Origin of the sequence: Pseudomonas sp. PIC25, assembly GCF_002286785.1 — a bacterium.
Classification (GTDB): Bacteria; Pseudomonadota; Gammaproteobacteria; order Pseudomonadales; family Pseudomonadaceae; genus Pseudomonas_M.
Genome location: NZ_MUJY01000123.1, coordinates 1 through 20735, shown reverse-complemented (window position 1 = coordinate 20735; position 20735 = coordinate 1). Strand labels below are relative to the sequence as shown.

The 20735-nt window shown below is 65.1% G+C and carries 19 protein-coding genes; 13 read left to right on the top strand and 6 right to left on the bottom strand.

Features of this window, described 5'->3' with window-relative positions:
• Positions 1 to 2: 2 nt before the first annotated feature.
• The 4 genes from gspJ to BZL41_RS15070 are packed head-to-tail and all read left to right on the top strand — an operon-like array spanning position 3 to position 3376.
• Positions 3 to 731: a type II secretion system minor pseudopilin GspJ gene (gspJ, locus tag BZL41_RS15085; RefSeq protein WP_095600090.1), complete on the top strand. Its 729-nt coding sequence runs from the start codon at positions 3 to 5 to the stop codon at positions 729 to 731.
• Positions 728 to 1705: a type II secretion system minor pseudopilin GspK gene (gene gspK, locus BZL41_RS15080; RefSeq protein WP_095600052.1), complete on the top strand. Its 978-nt coding sequence runs from the start codon at positions 728 to 730 to the stop codon at positions 1703 to 1705. Before gspJ ends, gspK begins: the two co-directional genes overlap by 4 nt.
• Before the next feature lie 5 nt (positions 1706 to 1710).
• Positions 1711 to 2850 (top strand): type II secretion system protein GspL, encoded by a 1140-nt coding sequence (gene gspL / locus BZL41_RS15075; RefSeq protein WP_095600089.1) that lies wholly within the window; start codon positions 1711 to 1713, stop codon positions 2848 to 2850.
• A gap of 4 nt (positions 2851 to 2854) precedes the next feature.
• Positions 2855 to 3376, top strand: a complete 522-nt coding sequence (locus tag BZL41_RS15070) for a type II secretion system protein M (protein ID WP_095600051.1) — start codon at positions 2855 to 2857, stop codon at positions 3374 to 3376.
• Here the strand turns inward: BZL41_RS15070 and gcvA are convergent.
• Entirely contained in the window at positions 3360 to 4313 is a 954-nt protein-coding gene (gcvA, locus tag BZL41_RS15065; protein ID WP_095600050.1) for a LysR family transcriptional regulator, read from the bottom strand. The genes BZL41_RS15070 and gcvA overlap by 17 nt on opposite strands.
• A 176-nt stretch (positions 4314 to 4489) precedes the next feature.
• Here gcvA and BZL41_RS15060 point away from each other — a divergent pair, with 176 nt between their 5' ends.
• From BZL41_RS15060 to BZL41_RS15040, 5 genes are all read left to right on the top strand, one after another.
• Positions 4490 to 5668 (top strand): acyl-CoA dehydrogenase, encoded by a 1179-nt coding sequence (locus tag BZL41_RS15060; RefSeq protein ID WP_084338682.1) that lies wholly within the window; start codon positions 4490 to 4492, stop codon positions 5666 to 5668.
• A gap of 145 nt (positions 5669 to 5813) precedes the next feature.
• Positions 5814 to 7034 (top strand): CaiB/BaiF CoA-transferase family protein, encoded by a 1221-nt coding sequence (locus tag BZL41_RS15055; RefSeq protein ID WP_095600049.1) that lies wholly within the window; start codon positions 5814 to 5816, stop codon positions 7032 to 7034.
• Between the two features lie 91 nt (positions 7035 to 7125).
• A complete protein-coding gene (locus BZL41_RS15050; protein WP_084338686.1) occupies positions 7126 to 7728 on the top strand; it encodes a LemA family protein in 603 nt (200 codons plus the stop codon).
• A complete protein-coding gene (locus tag BZL41_RS15045; protein WP_095600048.1) occupies positions 7728 to 8450 on the top strand; it encodes a YgcG family protein in 723 nt (240 codons plus the stop codon). Before BZL41_RS15050 ends, BZL41_RS15045 begins: the two co-directional genes overlap by 1 nt.
• 37 nt (positions 8451 to 8487) lie before the next feature.
• Positions 8488 to 9105, top strand: coding sequence for a TPM domain-containing protein (locus tag BZL41_RS15040; protein WP_095600047.1), 618 nt, complete (start codon positions 8488 to 8490; stop codon positions 9103 to 9105).
• Between the two features lie 12 nt (positions 9106 to 9117).
• Here the strand turns inward: BZL41_RS15040 and BZL41_RS15035 are convergent, their stop codons facing one another.
• On the bottom strand, positions 9118 to 11109 hold the full coding sequence (locus tag BZL41_RS15035; protein WP_095600046.1) for an AAA family ATPase: 1992 nt from the start codon (positions 11107 to 11109) through the stop codon (positions 9118 to 9120).
• A 378-nt stretch (positions 11110 to 11487) separates the two neighbouring features.
• On the bottom strand, positions 11488 to 12978 hold the full coding sequence (locus BZL41_RS15030) for an aldehyde dehydrogenase family protein (protein WP_095600045.1): 1491 nt from the start codon (positions 12976 to 12978) through the stop codon (positions 11488 to 11490).
• A gap of 132 nt (positions 12979 to 13110) precedes the next feature.
• Between BZL41_RS15030 and BZL41_RS15025 the strand changes: the two genes are divergently transcribed.
• The 4 genes from BZL41_RS15025 to BZL41_RS15010 all read left to right on the top strand — a co-directional run bounded on the left by BZL41_RS15025 (position 13111) and on the right by BZL41_RS15010 (position 18891).
• Positions 13111 to 13995: a LysR substrate-binding domain-containing protein gene (locus BZL41_RS15025; RefSeq protein WP_095600044.1), complete on the top strand. Its 885-nt coding sequence runs from the start codon at positions 13111 to 13113 to the stop codon at positions 13993 to 13995.
• A 168-nt stretch (positions 13996 to 14163) separates the two neighbouring features.
• Entirely contained in the window at positions 14164 to 15414 is a 1251-nt protein-coding gene (locus BZL41_RS15020) for an aspartate aminotransferase family protein (protein WP_095600043.1), read from the top strand.
• 147 nt (positions 15415 to 15561) lie between these two features.
• The gene (locus BZL41_RS15015; RefSeq protein ID WP_095600042.1) at positions 15562 to 16953 is read left to right on the top strand and encodes a VOC family protein; all 1392 of its coding nucleotides are present in this window, start codon (positions 15562 to 15564) and stop codon (positions 16951 to 16953) included.
• A 255-nt stretch (positions 16954 to 17208) separates the two neighbouring features.
• Complete coding sequence (locus BZL41_RS15010; protein ID WP_095600041.1) at positions 17209 to 18891, top strand: thiamine pyrophosphate-binding protein; 1683 nt, start codon at positions 17209 to 17211, stop codon at positions 18889 to 18891.
• 36 nt (positions 18892 to 18927) lie between these two features.
• Here the strand turns inward: BZL41_RS15010 and BZL41_RS15005 are convergent, their stop codons facing one another.
• The 3 genes from BZL41_RS15005 to BZL41_RS14995 all read right to left on the bottom strand — a co-directional run.
• Positions 18928 to 19389 (bottom strand): Lrp/AsnC family transcriptional regulator, encoded by a 462-nt coding sequence (locus BZL41_RS15005; RefSeq protein ID WP_084338704.1) that lies wholly within the window; start codon positions 19387 to 19389, stop codon positions 18928 to 18930.
• 95 nt (positions 19390 to 19484) lie between these two features.
• Entirely contained in the window at positions 19485 to 20174 is a 690-nt protein-coding gene (locus BZL41_RS15000) for an ABC transporter permease (RefSeq protein ID WP_095600040.1), read from the bottom strand.
• On the bottom strand, positions 20171 to 20735 hold a 565-nt coding region (locus BZL41_RS14995; protein ID WP_143518097.1), incomplete at its 5' end, for an ABC transporter permease. The genes BZL41_RS14995 and BZL41_RS15000, both read right to left, overlap by 4 nt.

Here is a 20735-nt window from a genome sequence, read left to right as displayed (position 1 = left end):
CGATCAGGACCGTCCGTGGTTTCACCCTGTTGGAGCTGCTGATCGCCATCGCGATCTTCGCACTGCTCAGCCTGGGCACCTACCGCATGCTGGAAAGCGTGCTGCACAGCGACGAGGCGACCCGTGTCCAGGAGCAGAACCTGCGCGAACTGGCCCGTGCCTTCTGGGCGTTGGAGCGCGACCTGTCACAAGTCATCGCCCGGCCGGTGCGCGATGCCTATGGCGACCAGCGTGGCGCCTTCCTTGGTGAACAGCGCACGCTGGACGGTTCGGCCGCCATCGAGCTGACCCGCAGCGGCTGGCGCAACCCCACCGGGCAATCGCGCTCGCAATTGCAGCGGGTGCGCTGGCGTCTGGCCGGCGAGACCCTGGAGCGGGTCTATTGGGTCCCGCTGGACCAGGCGGTGGACACCCAGCCGCGGGTGCAGAAGGTGCTGGAAGGCGTCACGGCCATGGAGTTGCGCTATCTGGACAAGGAAAACCAGTGGCAGACCCTCTGGCCGCCGGAGCAGAGTGGCGAAAGCGAGCGGGAGCGTAGCCGCCTTCCCCAGGCCGTCGAGATCAAGTTGCAGCACCGTCGCTACGGTGAGCTGACCCGCCTGCTGCGCCTGCCGGACGCGCCGGCCGAGTCCTCGGCGCAACAAGGCGGTGGCGGCGAGCAAGAAGGCGGCGATGGCCAGGAAGGGAGCGACGGCGGAGCGCAGCCGGAGCCGGAGGGCGATGCTGGATGAGGCACGCGCAACGGGGCGTCGCCCTGATCACGGTGCTGCTGGTGGTGGCCATCGTCACGGTGGTCTGTGCCGGCTTGATCGCCCGCCAGCAACTGGCGATACGCAGCACGTCCAACCAGATGCAGGCGCGGCAGGCCTGGCACTACGCCTTGGGCGGCGAAGCGCTGGCGCAGGCGATCCTGAGCCGCGATCTGAAAACGCCTGGCAGCAACCCGCAGCAGCCGGTCGATCATCTGCGCGAGGCTTGGGCCAAACCGCTGCCGGTATTCCCCATCGACCAGGGCGAAATCGCCGTGCGCATCGAGGACCCGACCGGCCGCTTCAACCTGAACAATCTGGTCCAGCAGCGGCAGCTCAACCAGCCGGCCTACCAGCAGTTCCAACGTCTGCTGATGCTGCTGGGCCTGCAGCCGGGCTACGCCGATCGCCTGGTCGACTGGCTGGATGCCGATCAGGAACCGCGCGGCGAGCAGGGGGCCGAGGATAACCAGTATCTGCTGCTCGACCCACCGTACCGCACGGCCAACCGGGAGTTGACCGACGTTTCCGAACTGCGCCTGCTGCTTGGCATGAGCGACCTGGAATTCCGCCGCCTGGCTCCCTATGTCACGGCGCTGCCAGCCGGCACGGCACTGAACGTCAATACCGCCAGCGCCATGGTGCTGGCCACCCTGGTCAACCCGCCGAACCCCAGCGTGGGCGAGGAACTGGTTGCAGGGCGGCGTGAGGAAGGCTATCGCGACCTGAATGCCTTCATCAGCCAGCCGGCCCTGGCGGGGGCTGGGCAGCAGAACCAGAAGCTGTCCGTGGGCAGCAATTATTTCCTGGCCATCAGCGAGGTGCGGGTGGCCGACCGCAAGCAGGTGCTGGTCAGCCTGCTGCAGCGTGAGAACACCGGCCGCATCCGCGTGCTGCAACGCAATCTGGGCCGGCAGGCAATTCTGCCGGTGGCCCAACGAGGTGACGAAGAATGAACACCATGGACTGCCTGTTTCTGCCGCCCGATTGCGGGCCGGAGTTGAGCGCGGGCCTCCGCGTATACCACCTGCCCGCCGGAGGCGAGGGCGCCAGGATGAGTCTCGAGGACTGCGCCGAAGCCGTTCAGGGCCGGGCAGTCGCCCTGGTGCTACCGGCCGAAGTGTGCAGCGCCCTGGCGGTCGCCCTGCCGACGCAGAAGGCGCGTTGGCTGCGCCAGGCTTTGCCCTACGCGGTGGAGGAGCTGCTCGCCGAGGACGTCGATCAGCTGCATCTGGCGCTGGGCGAGCGACTGTCCGACGGCCGTTACCGGGTCATCGCGCTGCGCCGCAGCCTGCTGGCCGGCTGGCTGGCGCAACTGGAGGCACAGGGGTTGAAGGTCGGTGCGGTGCATGTGGATGCCGACCTGTTGCCGCGCGACGGCACCCAGGTGCTGGTGTTGGGTGATCGGGCGCTGGTCGGTGGTGTGAGCGAAGCGCGTCTGGCGGTCGCCGCGGAGGACTGGCCGATGCTGGCGGATCAGTTGCCGCTGCCCTTCCATCTGTACGGCGAGACGGAAGAGCCTCCGCTGGAAGTCGGCGAGTACCGCCGGGTGATCGAGCCTTACCGCTTCCTGGCCGATGGCCGCTCACTGGCGGTCGACCTGGCCCAGGCCGAGTTCGCCGTGCGCCAGGAAGGCGGCAGTCTGGAGCAGTGGAAGCCGCTGCTGGCCGTCGCCGGCCTCTGGCTGGTTCTGCAGGTCGGCTTCAACCTGGCTCAGGCCTGGTACCTAGAGCGCCAGGGCGATGCCTACTCCGCCGAAAGTCAGGCGTTGTACCGCGAGCTGTTCCCCGAGGACACGCGCATCGTCAATTTGCGTGCCCAGTTCGCCGAGCACTTGGCCCAGGGCGCCGCGTCGGGTTCCGGGCAGTTCCTGCACCTGCTCGATCAGGTCGCCGGCCCGCTGCAAGCGCCGAACCTGACCCTGATCCAACTGGATTACAGCGAGAACCGGGGCGATCTGGCCCTGCAGGTGCGGGCCAGCGATTTTTCCGAGTTGGAGCAGTTGCGCCAGCGGCTCAGCGAGGCCGGCCTCGCGGTGCAGATGGGCTCCGCCAGCCGTGAAGAAGGCGGCGTGACCGCCCGTGTCGTCATAGGAAGCTGAAGTCATGCAGGCACTCGTTCAACTTCGACAGCAATTCAGCGAGCGCGCGACCAGTTCGCCGCTCTGGCAACGTTGGCAGCAGATGGCGCCGCGCGAACGTATGGCGCTCGGGCTGCTCGGCGCGTTCCTGATCGGCGTGGTGCTCTACCTGAGCATCTGGCAGCCGGCCGCTCGTGAACTCAAGGACGCTCGCAATTACTACCAGCAGCAGCGGGAGCTGAATGCCTACCTGCAAAGCAATGCGGAGGCGGCTCGCCAGATTTCCGCCAAGCCCCAGGTCAGCCTGGAGGCCGAGCAACTGCAAGGGCTGGTTACGCGTACCGCCCAGCAGCACGGGTTGGTGGTGGAGCGTTTCGACAGCGATTCCGAAGGGTTGTTGGTCAGCCTGGCCGAAGCACCGTTCGCCGCCATGCTGCGCTGGTTCGGTGAGTTGCAGGCACAGGGCGTGCGACTGGCCGAGGTCAGCCTCGACCGGGCCAGCACCGGCAAGGTGAACGCACGGCTGACCCTCAAGGCCGGCGGCTGATCCCGCGGGCCGCTCCGCCGGGGGCGATGACCTCGGCGGGGTTCTCCTCCCGGTAGCGCCGCGCCTCTTCCACCAGCCAGTCGCGGAAGGCTCGCAGCGCCGCTGATTCCACCTTGCGCTCCGGGATGATCAGGTAATACGCCTTGTCGCTGTGACTGGCGTGCTCCATCGCCACCACCAGCCGGCCTTCACGCAGCTCGCGTTGGATCAGGAACGGCGGGATCAATGCCACACCCATTTCGTGCTCGGCGGCTTGGGCGAGCATGGAAAACAGTTCATAGCGAGGCCCGGTCATGTCCCGCGCCACGTTCATTCCCAGCGAATCGAACCACTGCCGCCAGGCATAGGGGCGGGTGGTCTGTTGCAAGAGCGGCCGCCGGGCGATTTCTTCGGCGTCGAGTTGCGCACGGCCCGCCAGCAAGGCGGGGCTGCATACCGGCATCGAATTCTCCGGCATCAGGAAATGCGCCTCGGTACCCGACCAGTCGCCATCGCCGAAATGGAGCGCAGCATCGAACTCGGTATCGGCGAACAGGAAAGGACGGGTGCGGTTGGTCAGGTTCACCGTGACCTCTGGATGCAGCGCCTGGAAGCGTTTCAGCCGGGGTAACAGCCATTGCGTGCCGAAGGTCGGCACCACCGCCAGTTCGAGTCGGCCGGCGCCGTGCTGGCCCATCACCGACAGGGTGTCACGCTCCACCGCATCCAGTTGCGCGGCCACCCGCCGGCTGTAGGAAAGGCCCGCCTCGGTCAGCTTCACGCCGCGTCGCGAGCGGCGGAACAACTCGATGCCGAGGAACTCTTCCAGCGCACCGATCTGCCGGCAGATGGCGCTCTGGGTCAGACTCAACTCGTCGGCAGCCTTGGTGAAGCTTTCGTGGCGGGCTGCGGCCTCGAAGGCGAGGAGGGCGGCGGTGCTGGGAATCTTGCGGCGCATCTATGCGGTCGGCTCAAGTGAAATGAATGAAAGATAGCCTTAACGCTATCTCGAAGTGAGTAAAACGCACAATAGCGTGCGAAATCGTCGTTTGCCCTCTTCTCCGTCGTTGCCTAGCATCAGGGCATCGAATGGAGCGGCTTCCCGCTTCCCGCCACTGCCCGACGAGGTTTCCCATGGCCAAAGCAAGCTTCAACTGGATCGACCCGCTGCTGCTCGATCAGCAACTGACCGAAGAAGAGCGCATGGTGCGCGACAGCGCCGCGCAGTTCGCCCAGGACAAGCTGGCTCCGCGCGTGCTGGAAGCCTTCCGCCATGAGCGCACCGACCCGGCGATTTTCCGCGAGATGGGCGAGACCGGCCTGCTCGGCGCGACCATTCCCGCCGAATACGGTGGCAGCGGTCTGAACTACGTGTGCTACGGCCTGATCGCCCGCGAGGTCGAACGCATCGATTCCGGCTATCGCTCGATGATGAGTGTGCAGTCTTCCCTGGTGATGGTGCCGATCTTCGAATTCGGCTCCGAGGCGCAGAAGCAGAAGTACCTGCCCAAGCTGGCCAGCGGCGAATGGATCGGTTGCTTCGGCCTGACCGAACCCAACCACGGCTCCGACCCGGGCTCGATGGTGACCCGGGCGAAGAAGGTGGACGGTGGCTACCGCCTGAGCGGCAGCAAGATGTGGATCACCAACAGCCCGATCGCCGACGTATTCGTGGTCTGGGCCAAGGACGATGCCGGCGATATCCGTGGCTTCGTCCTGGAAAAAGGTTGGGAGGGCCTGAGCGCCCCGGCGATCCACGGTAAGGTCGGCCTGCGTGCATCCATCACCGGCGAGATCGTCATGGACAACGTGTTCGTCCCCGAAGAGAACGCCTTCCCCGAGGTGCGCGGCCTGAAGGGACCCTTCACCTGCCTGAACTCGGCCCGCTACGGGATTTCCTGGGGTGCGCTGGGTGCCGCCGAATTCTGCTGGCACACCGCGCGTCAGTACACCCTGGACCGCCAACAGTTCGGCCGTCCGCTGGCGGCCAACCAACTGATCCAGAAGAAGCTGGCGGACATGCAGACCGAGATCACTCTGGCCCTGCAAGGCTGCCTGCGCCTAGGCCGGATGAAAGACGAAGGTACCGCGGCGGTGGAAATCACCTCGATCATGAAGCGCAACAGCTGCGGCAAGGCCCTGGATATCGCCCGTATGGCCCGCGACATGCTGGGCGGCAATGGCATCAGCGACGAATTCGGCGTGGCCCGCCATCTGGTGAACCTCGAAGTGGTGAACACCTACGAGGGCACCCACGATGTCCACGCGCTGATTCTTGGTCGCGCCCAGACCGGTATCCAGGCGTTCTTCTAAGAGCAGCGACAAGCCGAGCCTCGAGCTGCAAGAAAGCGGTACGGGCTCGCGGCTTCCGAACCGACTATCACCAGGCGCCAGGCGTTCTGCCGCCGAACCGGGCGGCAACTCGTGTCGCTTGAAGCCTGCAGCTTGAGGCCCGCTTATGTCCGCACTGTCCCATATCCGTGTGCTCGATCTTTCCCGCGTGCTGGCCGGGCCCTGGGCCGGGCAGATCCTGGCCGACCTCGGCGCCGAGGTGATCAAGATCGAGCGCCCTGGCGTCGGTGACGACACCCGCCACTGGGGCCCTCCGTTCCTCAAGGATGCGCAGGGCGAAAACACCCGCGAGGCGGCGTATTACCTGTCGGCCAATCGCAACAAACAGTCGGTGACGGTGGACTTCACCCAGCCGGAAGGCCAGCGACTGGTCCGCGAGCTGGCCGTCAAGGCCGATGTGGTGCTGGAGAACTTCAAGGTCGGCGGGCTGGCGGCCTATGGGCTCGACTACGCATCGCTCAAGGCGCTCAATCCGCAGTTGATCTACTGCTCCATCACCGGCTTCGGACAGAACGGCCCTTACGCCAAGCGTGCCGGCTACGACTTCATGATCCAGGGACTGGGCGGGCTGATGAGCCTGACCGGACGGCCGGAGGGCGAGGAGGGTGCCGGCCCGGTGAAGGTGGGCGTGGCGTTGACCGACATTCTCACTGGCCTGTATTCCACCGTGGCGGTGCTCGCCGCCCTGAACCATCGCGATCAGACCGGCATCGGCCAGCACATCGACATGGCCTTGCTCGATGTTCAGGTCGCCTGCCTGGCCAACCAGGCGATGAACTACCTGACTACTGGCGTACCGCCCCGGCGGCTGGGCAATGCCCACCCGAACATCGTGCCTTACCAGGATTTCCCCACGGCCGACGGCGACATCATCCTCACCGTGGGCAACGACAGTCAGTTCCGCAAGTTCTGCGAGGTCGCCGGCTTCCGGGAGTGGGCCGACGACCCGCGTTTTTCCACCAACCAGGCCCGTGTCGCCCATCGCGCCGAGCTGATTCCGCTGATCCGCCAGGCCACGGTGTTCAAGACCACCGCGCAATGGGTCGCCTTGCTGGAAGAAGCCGGGGTGCCGTGCGGGCCGATCAATGACTTGGCTCAGGTGTTCGCCGACCCGCAGGTCCAGGCTCGCGGGTTGCGCGTCGAGTTGTCGCATCCCCTGGCCGGCACGGTGCCCCAGGTGGCCAGCCCGATCCGCCTCTCCGAAACGCCGGTGCAATACCGTAACGCCCCGCCACTGCTGGGCGAGCACACCGAACGGGTGCTCGGCGAGATGCTGGGCTTGAGCCCCGAACGTATCGCCGCGCTACGCGAGGCAGGGGTGGTCTGAGCGCGATTCGACGGAAGCGGGGAAACCCATCGGCTAAACTCTCGCCGACTTCGACGGCCTAACGAACTGTCGAACCAACCGGGAGACAACGATGCGGACGACGTGGAAGGCGACCTGGCGACTGATTCCTCTGCTCTGGCTGGCAGCCTTGCTGACCGGCTGCGGCATCAACAACATTCCGCGTTACGACGAGCAAGTGAAGGCGGCCTGGGCGCAGGTGGAAAACCAGTACCAGCGTCGGGCCGACCTGATTCCCAACCTGGTGGAAACGGTCAAGGGTTACGCCAGCCACGAGCAGGAAACCCTGACCGCGGTGGTGGAGGCGCGGGCCAAGGCGACTTCCATTCAGGTGGATGCCAATACCCTCGACGATCCCCAGCGACTGCAGCAGTTCCAGCAGGCCCAGGCCCAGCTCACCGGGGCCCTGAGCCGGTTGATGGCGGTGTCCGAGCGTTACCCCGACCTTAAGGCGAACCAGAACTTTCTCGCCCTGCAATCGCAACTGGAAGGCACCGAGAACCGGATCGCCGTGGCCCGGCGTGATTTCATCGCGGCGGTCGAGCGCTACAACACGGAAATCCGCACCTTTCCCGGTCGGATCTGGCACATGATTCTGTACAGCGATATGCCGATCCGCGAGAGCTTCGAGGCCACCGCCAAGGATGCGGAACAGGCGCCGCAAGTGAAGTTCTGATGCGCCTTCGCGCCCTTCTGTGCCTGGCCGTTCTGCTGCTCTGTGGCCTTGTCCGGGTGCAGGCGGCGGAGCCGACGTTTCCGCCGTTGACCGGCCGTGTGGTGGACCGGGCGGACATGCTCGATCCGGCAGTCGAACAACGCTTGTCCGGCATGCTCGCTGCCCACGAGCAGGCCACGGGCGAGCAGGTGGTGGTGGTGACGCTGCCGGACCTGCAGGGCCGGAGTATTGAAGAGTTCGGCGTGGCGCTGGGGCGCCACTGGGGCATTGGCCAGAAGGGCAAGGACAACGGCGCCCTGTTGATCGTGGCCCGTGAGGAGCGGCGTGTGCGTATCGAGGTCGGCTACGGCCTCGAGGAGCGCCTGACCGATGCGCAATCCGCCCTGATCATCAACGGCGTCATCCTGCCGGCGTTCCGCCAGGGCGACTTCAGCCGGGGTATCAGCGAAGGTGCGGCGGCGATGATCCAGGTGCTCGGCGGCGAGCCCCTGGCCAGCTCGGTCGATCCTGCGGCAGCCAGGCAACCGCCCGGGCTCATGGCGTTGGGGTTCTTCTTCATGATGCTGGTGGTCATTGCCCTGCTTGGCGGCGGCGGTGGTCGGGGCTTGCTCCTGGGAGCGCTGCTCGGCGGCATGGGCCGGGGCTCCGGCTTGGGAGGGGGTGGCGGTTTCGGCGGTGGAGGCGGTGGCTTCGGCGGGGGCGGTGCCTCCGGCGGCTGGTGAGACGCTGCCGGCGCAACAGGATGAATCGAGGAGACAGATGACGCTATTGAGCGAAGCCGAGTTGCAACGCGTGGCCGATGCGATCACCGAGGTAGAGCGCCATACCGATGCCGAACTGGTAACGGTGTTGGCGACGCGGGCGGACGATTACGCCTACATCCCGTTGCTCTGGGCCAGTCTCGTCGCCCTGCTGCTTCCTGGCGCGGCGAACTTCTTCGGTGGCTGGCTGAGTGCGGCGCAGCTGCTGCTGGTGCAGTGGCTGACCTTTGCGCTGCTGGCCCTGCTGGGGCGTATCCCTCCCCTGACCAGCCGGCTGATTCCCCGCACGGTGCGGCATTGGCGGGCCGCCAATCTGGCCCGCCGGCAATTTCTCGAGCACAACCTGCATCACACCGAGGCCGGCACCGGCATGCTGATCTTCGTCTCGGAAGCGGAGCGTTACGTCGAGATCATTGTCGACCGGGGTATTTCCAGCCGGATCGACGACGGTGCCTGGCAGGCGCTGGTGGATGTATTCACAGCAGAGGTCCGCGGCGGGCGAACCCTGGAAGGCTTCCTCGGTTGCATCCGGGGTTGTGGCGAGTTGCTCCGGCAGCACGTGCCGGCGACGCACGAACGTAACGAGCTGCCCAATCGGTTGATCGTCCTGCCTTGAGGGAGTGCCGGGTCAGGCCCGGCACATGCCCCCCTGGTCGTCGCTGCCGTCTTCTGCGTGCGGCTCGAAATCCGGCGCAGCGCCATTCAACGGGACTTCGAAGGCCGAGGCGGCGACCCGCTCCAGATGCGGCCGGCCATGGCCCACCAGCGCGCCGAGGGCGGCGACGTCCTGCTGCGGCAGGTTCTCGATGGCTGCCAGCACTTCTTCGCCGGGGATGGTTTCTTCTTCCAGCAGGCGCTGGGTGACCAGGTCGAGTGCCGGCTTGAGCCGTTGCAGCAGGGCCAGGCATTCCTGGTTGAGCTGGTGCAGCAGGGCGTCGGCGGCTTCCAGCGCTTCGCGCGGATCGCAGTCGATATGCGCCTCACGCACCGCCTGCAGGCTCAGCAACGAACCCTTCGGCCCCATGCCCAGCGCACCGACCATGGACAGCGCCAGCTTGGAGGCCTCCTGCAAATCCTGCCCGGCACCGGAAGACACCTCATGGAAGTGCAACTGCTCGGCACCGCGGCCGGCCAGCAGCATCTTGATGCGGTTGCGCAGCTCGGATTCCAGGTGCAGGCGCTTGTCTTCCACCGGCGTCACCAGGGTCACGCCGAGGGCTTGGCCGCGCGGCAGGATGGTGACTTTCTCCACCCGGCCGACCTTCAGCGCGGCGGCCACCAGGGCGTGACCGGCTTCGTGTACGGCGATGCGGGTGCGGTCGGTCTCCGACAGCGGGGTGACTGCCGACGGTTGCTCGCCGATGCGGCAGGTTTCGATGGCGTCCACCAGATGGCTCATCTCGACCTGCCGCTGGCTGGCCCGCGCCGCGAGCAGCGCGGCGTGGTTGACGATGTAGGAAATCGCCGCCGGGGTCAGCCCCACGGTGTTGCGTGCCAACTGCTCGAAGTCCACTTCGCCGGCCAGGCGGATTTTGCCGGTATACAGACGGAACAGCGCCTGGCGCTCGCCCAGGGTCGGCAGGGCGACGGCGATGGAGCGGTCGAATCGGCCTTCGCGCACCAGCGCCGGGTCCAGCGAGTTGGGGAAGTTGGTGGCGCCCAGCACCAGCACGCCGGCGGCAGCCTCGAAGCCGTCCAGCTCGGTAAGGAACTGGTTGATGATGCGGTTGCTCTCGGTGTCACTGGAGCGGCTCTGTTCGGAGCGGCGGCCGAGGCCGTCGATCTCGTCGATGAAGATGATGCACGGTGCATTCTTGCGCGCGGTGCGGAACAGCGACTTGACCTTCTGGATGCCGACGCCGAAGTACATCGAGGAGAAGTCGCTTCCGGTGACCTGGATGAAATGGGCATTGCACTCGGTGGCCAGGGCCTTGGCCAATTGGGTCTTGCCGGTACCGGGCTCGCCGGTCAGCAGCACGCCCTTGGGCGGTCGCGCGCCGAGGGCGGCGAAGGCAGCGGGGTCGCGCAGGTAGGCGGTGACGTCCTGCAATGCCTGCTTGGCTTCGCTGGCGCCAACTACGTCGTCGAAGGAAATGCCGGTGCCTTTGCGTTGCGCCTTGAATGGCTGCAGCTTGAGGGCAGCGACGATCAGAGCGCCGGCGAACAGCAGGTAGAACGGCCAGAACACCAAGGCGCGGCGATACCACGGGGCTTCGCCGTCGGTGTCAAACAGGCTGACCGGGAATAGCGCGGTGCTGCCCTGGCCGTAGTCGCGCAGGATCATCTCGCCAATGCGTCCGGATTGGTCCGGCACCCAGTAGCGCTCGCCATCGCGACTGGAAACATAGACCGCCTCGTCGCTCAGCGCGGCCGTGGCGATGCGACCGGCACGGATGTCGTCGACCAGGGTGGAAAGATCGCGGCGCTGCTCGCGCCACGGCGAAGTGGACTCGTGCAGCTCGGCCAGCATCGCTTCGATGCTGCCGGACGCTGGCGCGTCGGCCGTTGCGTCACGCCCCTGCCACTGCCAGTACGAGAGGCCGGCACCCAGCAGGACAAGCAGGCCGAGCACGGACAACGCCAGACGCAGGCGGTTTTTCAGGAAATCGGATTTCTTCATTGCACTTCCAGGCAGGATTCGATCGCTAACACACGCCCACAGGGGGGCACACAACAGCCAGGGCGTCACCGACCCACTCACGAGTTGCCTGCCCTGGCCTGGGACGCTCACTGGCTATCGGCGGAGTAAATCCGAGGTTGAGCCTCAGCGGGGGACCGTTGGTCGGTTGCTGTAGAACTAACGAGGAAGGCGGAAGTCCGTGTGCCGCTTCGCTTTGCGGGCTGCCGCAGGGCTCTGGAGCAGGGGTGCCGGCCGGTCGTGAAGCCGAACCGCGACAAATGGGAGGGATAAAGCCGGAAACAATTCGGACGGACGTGATGCCACAAGCGAAACGGCCCGCTCGGGTGAGCGGGCCATCTGGCGTGTCGGCGTAGGCGATCAGTCGAAGACGATGCCCTGGGCCAAGGGTAGCTCACGGGAATAATTCACCGTGTTGGTCTGCCGGCGCATGTAGGCCTTCCAGGCGTCGGAGCCGGATTCGCGGCCGCCGCCGGTCTCCTTTTCGCCACCGAAGGCACCGCCGATCTCGGCGCCGCTGGTGCCGATGTTGACGTTGGCGATGCCGCAGTCGCTGCCCGCTGCGCTCTGGAACTGCTCGGCCTCGCGCACGTCGGTGGTGAAGATGCAGGAAGACAGGCCCTGCGGCACTTCATTGTTCATCCGCAGCGCTTCGTCGAAGTCCGTGTAGGTCATGACGTAGAGGATTGGGGCGAAGGTTTCGTGACGCACCACCTCGGTCTGTCCGGGCATTTCGACGATGGCCGGCGACACGTAGTAGGCGTTGGGGAACTGCGCTTCCAACTGGCGCTCGCCACCGAACACCTGGCCGCCTTCGGCGCGTGCCTTGGCCAGGGCGGTCTGCATGGCATCGAAGCTCTGGCGGTCGATCAGCGGGCCGACCAGATTGCCTTGCAGCGGATGGCCGATGCGGATCTTCGAATAGGCGGCCTTGAGGCGGGCGACGATGTCGTCCTTCACCGACTCGTGGGCGATCAGGCGGCGCAGGGTGGTGCAGCGCTGCCCGGCGGTACCCACCGCGCCGAACAGAATGGCGCGCACGGCCATGTCCAGATCGGCGCTGGGGGTGAGAATCATTGCGTTGTTGCCGCCCAGCTCGAGGATGCTGCGGCCGAAGCGAGCCGCCACGCGCGGTGCCACTTCGCGGCCCATGCGGGTGGAGCCGGTGGCGCTGACCAGGGCTACGCGCGGATCGTCCACCAGCGCTTCGCCGGCAGCGCGGTCGCCGACGACCAGTTGGCTGAGCCCTTCCGGCGCATCGCCGAAGGCTTTCAGGGCACGCTCGAACAGGGCCTGGCAGGCCAGGGCGGTGAGCGGGGTCTTTTCCGACGGTTTCCAGATCACCGGGTTGCCGCAGACCAACGCCAGGGTGGCGTTCCAGGCCCAGACCGCAACGGGGAAGTTGAAGGCGCTGATCACCGCGACCACGCCGAGCGGGTGCCAGGTTTCGCGCATGTGATGGCCGGGACGCTCGGAGGCGATGGTCAGGCCATAGAGCTGGCGCGACAGACCGACGGCGAAGTCGCAGATGTCGATCATTTCCTGCACTTCGCCCAGACCTTCCTGGGTGATCTTGCCGGCTTCCCAGGAAACCAGTTCGCCGAGGTCGGCCTTGTGTTCGCGCAGCACTTCGCCGAACAGCCGGACCAACTCGCCACGACGCGGGGCCGGTACGCTGCGCCAGGCCTTGAAAGCCTGCTCGGCGCGGTCGATCCGGGCCAGCACGGCGGCTTTGTCCTCGAGGGCGACGGTGCCGATCCGGCTGCCATCGATGGGAGTGTGGACCGGGTGGGTACCGTTGGTAATCGCACTGGCACTGACGCCGAGGCGGCTCAAGAGTCCGTCGACCATGGCGCTCTCCTTCGTTGTTGGTTGCTATTTCGGATCGGGTCAGTATTAATCCGCCTGCTGGCGGCCTACAAGCGACCTTTATTCGCCACGTCATTCCTTGGATTCATCAATTCGCGCGTTACGAGATCATCCATGTCCAAGCGCCTGATGCCGTCGATGACGGCCCTGCAATGCTTCGAGGCGGTCGCCCGCCACCTCAGTTTCACCCGTGCGGCGGAAGAGCTGCACCTGACCCAGAGCGCGGTGAGCAAGCAGGTCGCGCAATTGGAAGAAATGCTTCAGCACCTGCTGTTCCGCCGCATTCGCCGGCGCCTGCAACTGACGCCGGCCGGCTCGCTGTACCTGGGCGAGGTGAACAAGATCCTCAATCAGGTGGAGATGTCCACCCGCTACATCCTGTCCTATGGCGGAGAGACCGAGGTGCTGACCGTGGCCACCCAGCCCACCTTCGGCGCGCGCTGGTTGATTCCGCATCTCAAGGGCTTCGGTGCCAGCAACCCGAACATCCACCTGGATATCCATAACGAGCTGGAGCCTTTCGACCTGCTGCAAGGCAAGGCCGACGTGGTGTTCTTCTTCGGTCAGGGCACCTGGCCGGGAGCGGAGTGCATCGAGCTGTTCGGCGAGGAGGTGGTGCCGGTCTGTTCACCGGACATCCTGTCCGGGCAACCGCTGGACAGCGCCCTGGACCTGACGCGCATGGTCCTGCTGCAGTGCGGCTCGCGTCCCGAAGCCTGGCACGAATGGTTCCTCGGCCAGGAACTGGAAACCGAGCACAGCTACCATGGCCCGCGTTTCGACACTTTCTATATGTGCATCCGCGCCGCACAGTCCGGCTGTGGCGTGGCGTTGGTGCCGCGCTATCTGGTGGAAGACGAGCTGGCGGAGAGCAAGCTGGTGATCCCCTGGGACCATCCGATGCGCAGTAACGGCAAGCACTTCATGGCCTATGCCGAGCATGCCGCCGAAGTGCCTAAGATTCGTGCCTTCGTGAAGTGGATTCGCAGTCAGCTTTAAAGTCGTCGTTTCCGAAAAAAAGGAATGACCCGGCGATTTTTTTTCGTTTGTGGGGTTGTTCGCCTCTCGCTTTCATAGATGCCTCACCACCCAGCGAGAGGAACTGTCCATGTCTGCGTTCTCCCCATGCGGCGTCATGTCCGGTCTGTCGAGCCAGGGGGATGCGGCATGAGCCACGCGCATGTCAGCCAGTCCCTGGCCATCGTCCACCCCATCACCTTGTCCCATGGCCGCAATGCGGAAGTCTGGGATACCGACGGCAAGCGCTACATCGATTTCGTCGGCGGTATCGGCGTACTCAACCTCGGCCATTGCAACCCGCAGGTCGTCGAGGCGGTACGCGAGCAGGCTGGGCGGCTGACGCATTCCGCTTTCAACGCCGTGCCGCATGCCGGATACGGACAGTTGATGGATGCGTTGGATCGTTTCATTCCGGTCAGCTATCCGTTGTCCGGCATGCTCACCAACAGCGGTGCCGAGGCGGCAGAAAACGCGCTCAAGATCGTTCGCGCTGCCACTGGACGCAGCGCGGTGATCGCCTTCGACGGGGGGTTCCATGGTCGCACTCTGGCCACGCTCAACCTCAACGGCAAGGTGGCGCCCTACAAACAGAAGGTCGGCAACCTCCCCGGGCCGGTCTATCACCTGCCGTATCCCAGCGCCGACACCGCTGTGACGCGCGAGCAGGGCTTGCAGGCCATGGACCGTCTGTTCAGCGTCGAGATCGATAAGAGCGAGGTGGCCTGCATCATCGTCGAGGCGGTGCAGGGGGAGGGTGGCTTCCTGGCCCTGGACCCGGCCTTCGCCCAAGACTTGCGTCGCTTCTGCGACGCGAACGGGATCGTGTTGATCATCGATGAGATTCAGTCCGGTTTCGGCCGCACCGGCCAGCGCTTTGCCTTCTCCCGCCTGGGCATCGAGCCGGACCTGTTGCTGCTCGGCAAGAGCATGGCGGGCGGCCTGCCGCTGGCGGCAGTGGTTGGTCGCCGCGAACTACTCGATGCGCTGCCCAAGGGTGGGCTGGGCGGCACCTATTCCGGGAATCCGCTGGGCTGTGCCGCCGCTCTGGCCACCCTGGAGCAGATGAGCGACGCCAACTTGTCCGGCTGGGGCGAACAGCAGGAGAGCATCATCCTCGAACGCTACCGGCGTTGGCAGGGGATGCCCTGGTCCGGCGTGCTCGGCCGTCTGAATGGTGTCGGTGCCATGCGTGGTATCGAGCTGCGTGCGGCGGATGGGGCACCCGGTACGGCGCGGATGGCGGCGTTGCTGGTGGCTGCACGGGAGCAGGGGTTACTGCTGATGCCCAGCGGTAAGGCGCGGCATGTCGTCCGCCTGTTGGCTCCGCTGACTATAGAACGCGCTTGCCTGGAGGAGGGATTCGACATCTTCGAACGCTGCCTGGCTGCGCTCGAATGAGCGATATTTGATTCCCTATAGGAATGATCAAAAGAGGATTAGTCGTTTGTAAGGGATATTCCGGTTGCAGAGAATGGCTTTGCATTACCACGTGGAATCCATCTTTGCCGAGGTTGCGGCCTCGGCGGCTCCAGGAGTCGTGTTCACATGAGCGTTCAGGCTTTCGTTAATCCGGATGACATCCGCACCCGTTTCTCCCAGGCCATGTCGGCGATGTACAAGGCGGAGGTGCCGCTGTACGGCACGTTGTTGGAGCTGGTCGGCGAGGTGAACCGCCAGACCCTCGCCGCCGAACCGGCCCTGGCCGAGCAGTTGCGCCGGACCGGTGAAATGGAGCGCCTGGACATGGAGCGCCACGGGGCGATCCGGGTCGGTACTGCGCAAGAGCTGGCCACCATCCGCCGGTTGTTCGCGGTGATGGGTATGTACCCGGTGGGCTATTACGACCTGTCCTGCGCTGGGGTGCCGGTGCATTCCACCGCTTTCCGCGCCATTCATGAGGATGCGCTGCAGCGCTCGCCGTTCCGGGTCTTCACCTCGTTGTTGCGTCTGGAGCTGATCGACAATCCCGCGTTGCGCGAGACGGCGCGCGCGATTCTGGCCCGGCGCAACATCTTCACGCCGCGTGTGCTGGAGCTGATCGAGCAGTTCGAGCGCGTGGGCGGGCTGAGCGCAGCGGAGGCAGAGACATTCGTCGAAGAGGCACTGGAGACTTTCCGCTGGCATCGCGAGGCGACCGTTAGTGCCGAAGTCTACCGGCAGTTGCATGACCAGCACCGGCTGATCGCCGACGTGGTGGCGTTCAAGGGGCCGCACATCAACCACCTCACGCCGCGAACCTTGGACATCGACGCCATACAGGCCGGCATGCCGCGCCACGGCATCACGCCGAAGGCGATCATCGAGGGGCCGCCGCGGCGCAAGTGCCCTATTCTGCTGCGCCAGACCAGCTTCAAGGCGCTGCAGGAGCAGGTGGACTTCATCGGCGAGGGCGGAGTAACGGCCGGCAGCCATACGGCTCGTTTCGGCGAAATCGAACAACGTGGTGTGGCCCTGAGCCCGAAAGGGCGGGCCTTGTACGACCAGCTCCTGCAATCCACTCGCGAAGTCATTCGCGGGGAAGACGATCCGGAAACCTACCAGCGCGTGCTCGGCGAGCACTTCGCCGATTTCCCGGACGACTATGACCTGATGCGTCGCCATGGGCTCGCCTATTTCCGCTACTTCGTCACCGACAAGGGCATGGCCGGTAAAGCGGATGGCAGTTTGCCCGGCGATCTGGAGAGCCTGCTGCGTGGCGGCTACCTGAGCGTCGAGCCGTTGGTGTACGAGGATTTCCTGCCGGTCAGCGCAGCCGGGATTTTCCAGTCCAACCTGGGCGGCCAGGGTCGCGGCAGCTATGCGCAACTGTCCAACCGCGAGCAGTTCGAGCGTGACCTCGGGGCTCCGGTGAATGACGAACTGGCGTTGTATGCCGAGACCCAGCGGCGTTCGCTCGAGCAGTGTGCGGCACAACTGGGGCTGGTCAGTCTCGGCTGATGGAGCTGCTTCGTTTTCAGGGCACTTCGCTGGCGCCCCGTCTTCCGCCAGCGGGGTGCCGTTTTCAGGCGGTGACCGTTCAGTCGCGATCGGAATGAACCGAGTCGATATTTTCGTTTGAGGCCTGTCTCGATCCTTGGTGTCATCGGGGTGAGACGTTGAAACATCCACGAGTGCAGGTGCCGGGGCTGTAGAACCGGAGGAAACGGGCGGATACCTACACTTGCCTGCAAACCAACTGGTCAGGAGTTTCCCGTGGTCAATTCGATACGCCCCCGCACTGGCGGACAGATTCTGGTCGATGCGCTACGCATCAATGGAGTAGAGCGTGCCTTTTGCGTACCGGGGGAGAGCTACCTGGCCGCGCTGGACGCACTGCATGACGCACGGGATCACATCGAGCTGGTGGTCTGCCGTCAGGAAGGTGGCGCGGCCTATATGGCCGAGGCGTACGGCAAGCTGACCGGGAGGCCGGGCGTCTGCTTCGTCACCCGTGGCCCGGGGGCGACCAACGCTTCGATCGGTGTGCACACCGCTTTTCAGGATTCCACGCCGATGCTTCTATTCATCGGCCAAGTGGCCCGGGATCAGGCGGAGCGCGAAGCGTTCCAGGAGATCGACTACCGTCGCATGTTCGGCCCGCTGTGCAAGTGGGTCGTCCAGGTGGACGATGCCCTACGCCTTCCCGAGCTGATCAGCCAGGCCTTTCACCGAGCCATCAACGGCCGGCCGGGGCCGGTCGTGGTGGCTCTCCCGGAGGACATGCTGACCGATAGCGTCGAAGTTTCCGATGCGGGGCCCGCCAAACACATCGAGGCGCACCCGTCTGCAAGCGACCTGGGCGAAATGTCCCGCCTTCTGGAGCGCGCCCAGCGTCCCCTGATGATTCTCGGCGGTGGCGGCTGGAATGCTGCGGCCGTGGACGACATTCGCTGTTTTGCCGAGCGCTGGAAACTGCCGGTAGCCGCCTCCTTCCGCTGTCAGGATCTGTTCGATAACCGACACCCGAACTATGCGGGAGATCTCGGCTTGGCTGCCGGACCGAAGTTGGCCCAGGCGGTGCGCGATGCCGATCTGTTGCTGGTGGTCGGTGCGCGCCTGGGGGAAATCACGACGGGCGGCTACAGCCTGCTGGACGTTCCGGTGCCCCGGCAGACACTCATCCACATCCATGCCGGCATCGAGGAGCTGGGCCGCGTCTACCAGCCGGCGCTGGGGATCAACAGCGGCATGCCAGCCTTCGCCGCACAGGTTGCCGGCCTCGAGCCGCAGCAGGAGCCAGGTTATGCCGCATGGACCCGCAGCCTGAACGAGCACTACCAGGCCAACCTCGACTGCCCCGCCTCTCCCGGTCCGGTTCAGATGGCGGAAATCATCGCTTGGTTGCGCCAGCGTCTTCCCGCCGATGCCATCCTTACCAACGGTGCCGGTAATTACGCCGTCTGGGTGCAGCGCTTCTATCAATACCGCCAATTCCGGACCCAGCTCGGCCCCACCAACGGCTCGATGGGTTATGGCGTACCCGCCGGGGTCGCCGCCAAGCTGACCGCGCCGGAGCGTATGGTGATCGCCTTTGCCGGCGACGGCTGCTTTCTCATGAACGGCCAGGAGCTGGCAACCGCCGCGCAATACGGCGCCAACCTGATCGTCATCGTAGTGAACAACGGCATGTACGGAACCATCCGCATGCATCAGGAGCGTCATTACCCTGGCCGGGTCTCCGGCACCGAGCTGCACAATCCGGATTTCGCCGCGCTGGCGCAAGCCTATGGCCTGCATGGCGAAGTCGTTGCCAGTACTGTCGAGTTCGCGCCTGCCTTCGAGCGCGCCGTGGAAGCCGGCAGGCCGGCGCTGATCGAGATTCGCCTCGACCCTGAAGCGCTTACTCCGCGCCAGAGCCTGAGCCAGATTCGCGAACAGGCCCTGCAGGGTCGTTGAGTGATCCCGCGATGGACCCGGTCCGTCGCGGATATCTCAGAGCTTCTGACCCCGATCCAGCTTGCAGGAGAGGATGATCGACGTGGTCGTCTTCTCTACGCCGTCCACCGCGCCGATTTCATCCAAAAGCTGATCGAGCCGCTCCGGCGATTCCGCGCGCAGCCAGGCGACGAAATCGAACTCACCGCTCACCGTGCAGAGCTGCTGGACCTCAGCCATGTTGGTGAGCCGGCGCAGCACTTCCTTGCCCGAGCGCGGCTGCAGGGTGATCCCCACATATGCCTGCAAGCCGCCGTCCAGGACGCTCTGACCGAGGCGCAAGCCGTAGCCGGTGATCACCTTGTTCTTTTCCAGGCGAGCAAGTCGGGAAATCACCGTGGTACGGGCAATGCCGAGCTTGCGCGCCAGCATGGCCACGCTCTCGCGCGCATTCAGCTGCAGTGCGGCGATCAACTGGCGATCGATATCGTCCAGGCGAAAGGAGGGCAGATCAGACATCGAGACGGCATCCACGCGTCAGGGATTCAGCGAGGTATTGTGAAAGACGGCGCAGTAAAAGTGGATGCCTTTCTTACCTCGCCGTCCGACAGGTCTCAGCGTGAGCGACAGGCATCCACCCGCAGACGCTGCTCCAGCAAGCGGAAGCCACGCACCAGCACATAAGCGGCGAGCAGATAGAACATGCCGGCGGCGAAGAAGATTTCCACCGGCAGGTAGGTGCGGGCGATGATGGTCCGCGCCATGCCGGTCAGCTCCAGTAAGGTAATGGTGCTGGCCAATGCGCTGGCCTTGAGCATCAGGATTACCTCGTTGCTGTAGGCCGGCAGTCCGATACGCACCGCGCGCGGCAGGATCACATGCAACAGCGCCTGTGCCCGCGACATTCCCAACGCCCGCGCCGCTTCCACTTCACCGTGGGGCACCGCCTGGATGGCGCCGCGCAGTATTTCGGCGATATAGGCCGCGGTGTGCAAGGTCAGGGTCAGTACTGCGCACCAGTAGGGATCGCGCAGGTACGGCCAGAGCGGCCCCTGACGAATCGCCTCGAACTGCGCCACGCCGTAATAGACCAGGAATAACTGCACCAGCAGCGGTGTACCGCGAAAGAAGAAGATGTAGCCGTAGGGAAAGGCGCGCACGTACCAATACCGCGAGGCGCGGGCGATGCCCAGCGGCAGGGCGAGCAGCAGCCCGGCGATCACCGCGATGCCTACCAGCTCCAGTGTCAGCAGCGCGCCTTCGGCAAGACGCGGCAGCCATTTAATGATCAGCTCCCAGTTCATGCAACGGCCCTCCTAAAGCCACGGTTCGCGCGTTTCTCCATGATGGACAACCCCGCCATGGCGATGACCGTCAGGCTCAGGTAGATGAAAGCGGCCACCAGGTAGAAGGTGAACGGCTCCTTGCTGGAAGTCACCGCGATCTGCGAGCGCCGCATGATTTCCTCCAGGCCGATCACCGAGATCAGCGCCGTGTCCTTCATCAGGATCATGAACAGGTTGCCCAGGCCGGGCAGGGCGATGCGCCACATCTGCGGCATGATCAGCCGCCAGAAGATCCGTCCCTTGGACAGGCCGAGAGCGTGGCCCGCCTCGCTATGGCCTCTGGGAATCGCCAATAGCGCGCCACGGAAGACTTCGGTGGCATAGGCACCGAAGCAAAGGCCAAGGGCGATGCTGCCGGCCGCGAAGGCACTCAGCTCCAGCTCCGGATTGCCGAACCATTCGCCCAGGCCACGCATCAGATTGACGGTGCCGAAGTAGATCAGCAGCACCCAGAGCAGCTCGGGCACGCCGCGCACGATGGTCGAATAGCTTCCGCCCAGCCATTGCAGCGGCTTGTAG

Excerpts from the sequence above, each read along its gene's own strand:
- gspK (WP_095600052.1), top strand. The coding sequence starts at position 728 with ATGAGGCACGCGCAACGGGGCGTCGCCCTGATCACGGTGCTGCTGGTG.
- gspL (WP_095600089.1), top strand. The coding sequence starts at position 1,711 with ATGGACTGCCTGTTTCTGCCGCCCGATTGCGGGCCGGAGTTGAGCGCG.
- BZL41_RS15070 (WP_095600051.1), top strand. The coding sequence starts at position 2,855 with ATGCAGGCACTCGTTCAACTTCGACAGCAATTCAGCGAGCGCGCGACC.
- gcvA (WP_095600050.1), bottom strand. The coding sequence starts at position 4,313 with ATGCGCCGCAAGATTCCCAGCACCGCCGCCCTCCTCGCCTTCGAGGCC.
- BZL41_RS15060 (WP_084338682.1), top strand. The coding sequence starts at position 4,490 with ATGGCCAAAGCAAGCTTCAACTGGATCGACCCGCTGCTGCTCGATCAG.
- BZL41_RS15055 (WP_095600049.1), top strand. The coding sequence starts at position 5,814 with ATGTCCGCACTGTCCCATATCCGTGTGCTCGATCTTTCCCGCGTGCTG.
- BZL41_RS15050 (WP_084338686.1), top strand. The coding sequence starts at position 7,126 with ATGCGGACGACGTGGAAGGCGACCTGGCGACTGATTCCTCTGCTCTGG.
- BZL41_RS15045 (WP_095600048.1), top strand. The coding sequence starts at position 7,728 with ATGCGCCTTCGCGCCCTTCTGTGCCTGGCCGTTCTGCTGCTCTGTGGC.
- BZL41_RS15040 (WP_095600047.1), top strand. The coding sequence starts at position 8,488 with ATGACGCTATTGAGCGAAGCCGAGTTGCAACGCGTGGCCGATGCGATC.
- BZL41_RS15035 (WP_095600046.1), bottom strand. The coding sequence starts at position 11,109 with ATGAAGAAATCCGATTTCCTGAAAAACCGCCTGCGTCTGGCGTTGTCC.
- BZL41_RS15030 (WP_095600045.1), bottom strand. The coding sequence starts at position 12,978 with ATGGTCGACGGACTCTTGAGCCGCCTCGGCGTCAGTGCCAGTGCGATT.
- BZL41_RS15025 (WP_095600044.1), top strand. The coding sequence starts at position 13,111 with ATGTCCAAGCGCCTGATGCCGTCGATGACGGCCCTGCAATGCTTCGAG.
- BZL41_RS15020 (WP_095600043.1), top strand. The coding sequence starts at position 14,164 with ATGAGCCACGCGCATGTCAGCCAGTCCCTGGCCATCGTCCACCCCATC.
- BZL41_RS15015 (WP_095600042.1), top strand. The coding sequence starts at position 15,562 with ATGAGCGTTCAGGCTTTCGTTAATCCGGATGACATCCGCACCCGTTTC.
- BZL41_RS15005 (WP_084338704.1), bottom strand. The coding sequence starts at position 19,389 with ATGTCTGATCTGCCCTCCTTTCGCCTGGACGATATCGATCGCCAGTTG.
- BZL41_RS15000 (WP_095600040.1), bottom strand. The coding sequence starts at position 20,174 with ATGAACTGGGAGCTGATCATTAAATGGCTGCCGCGTCTTGCCGAAGGC.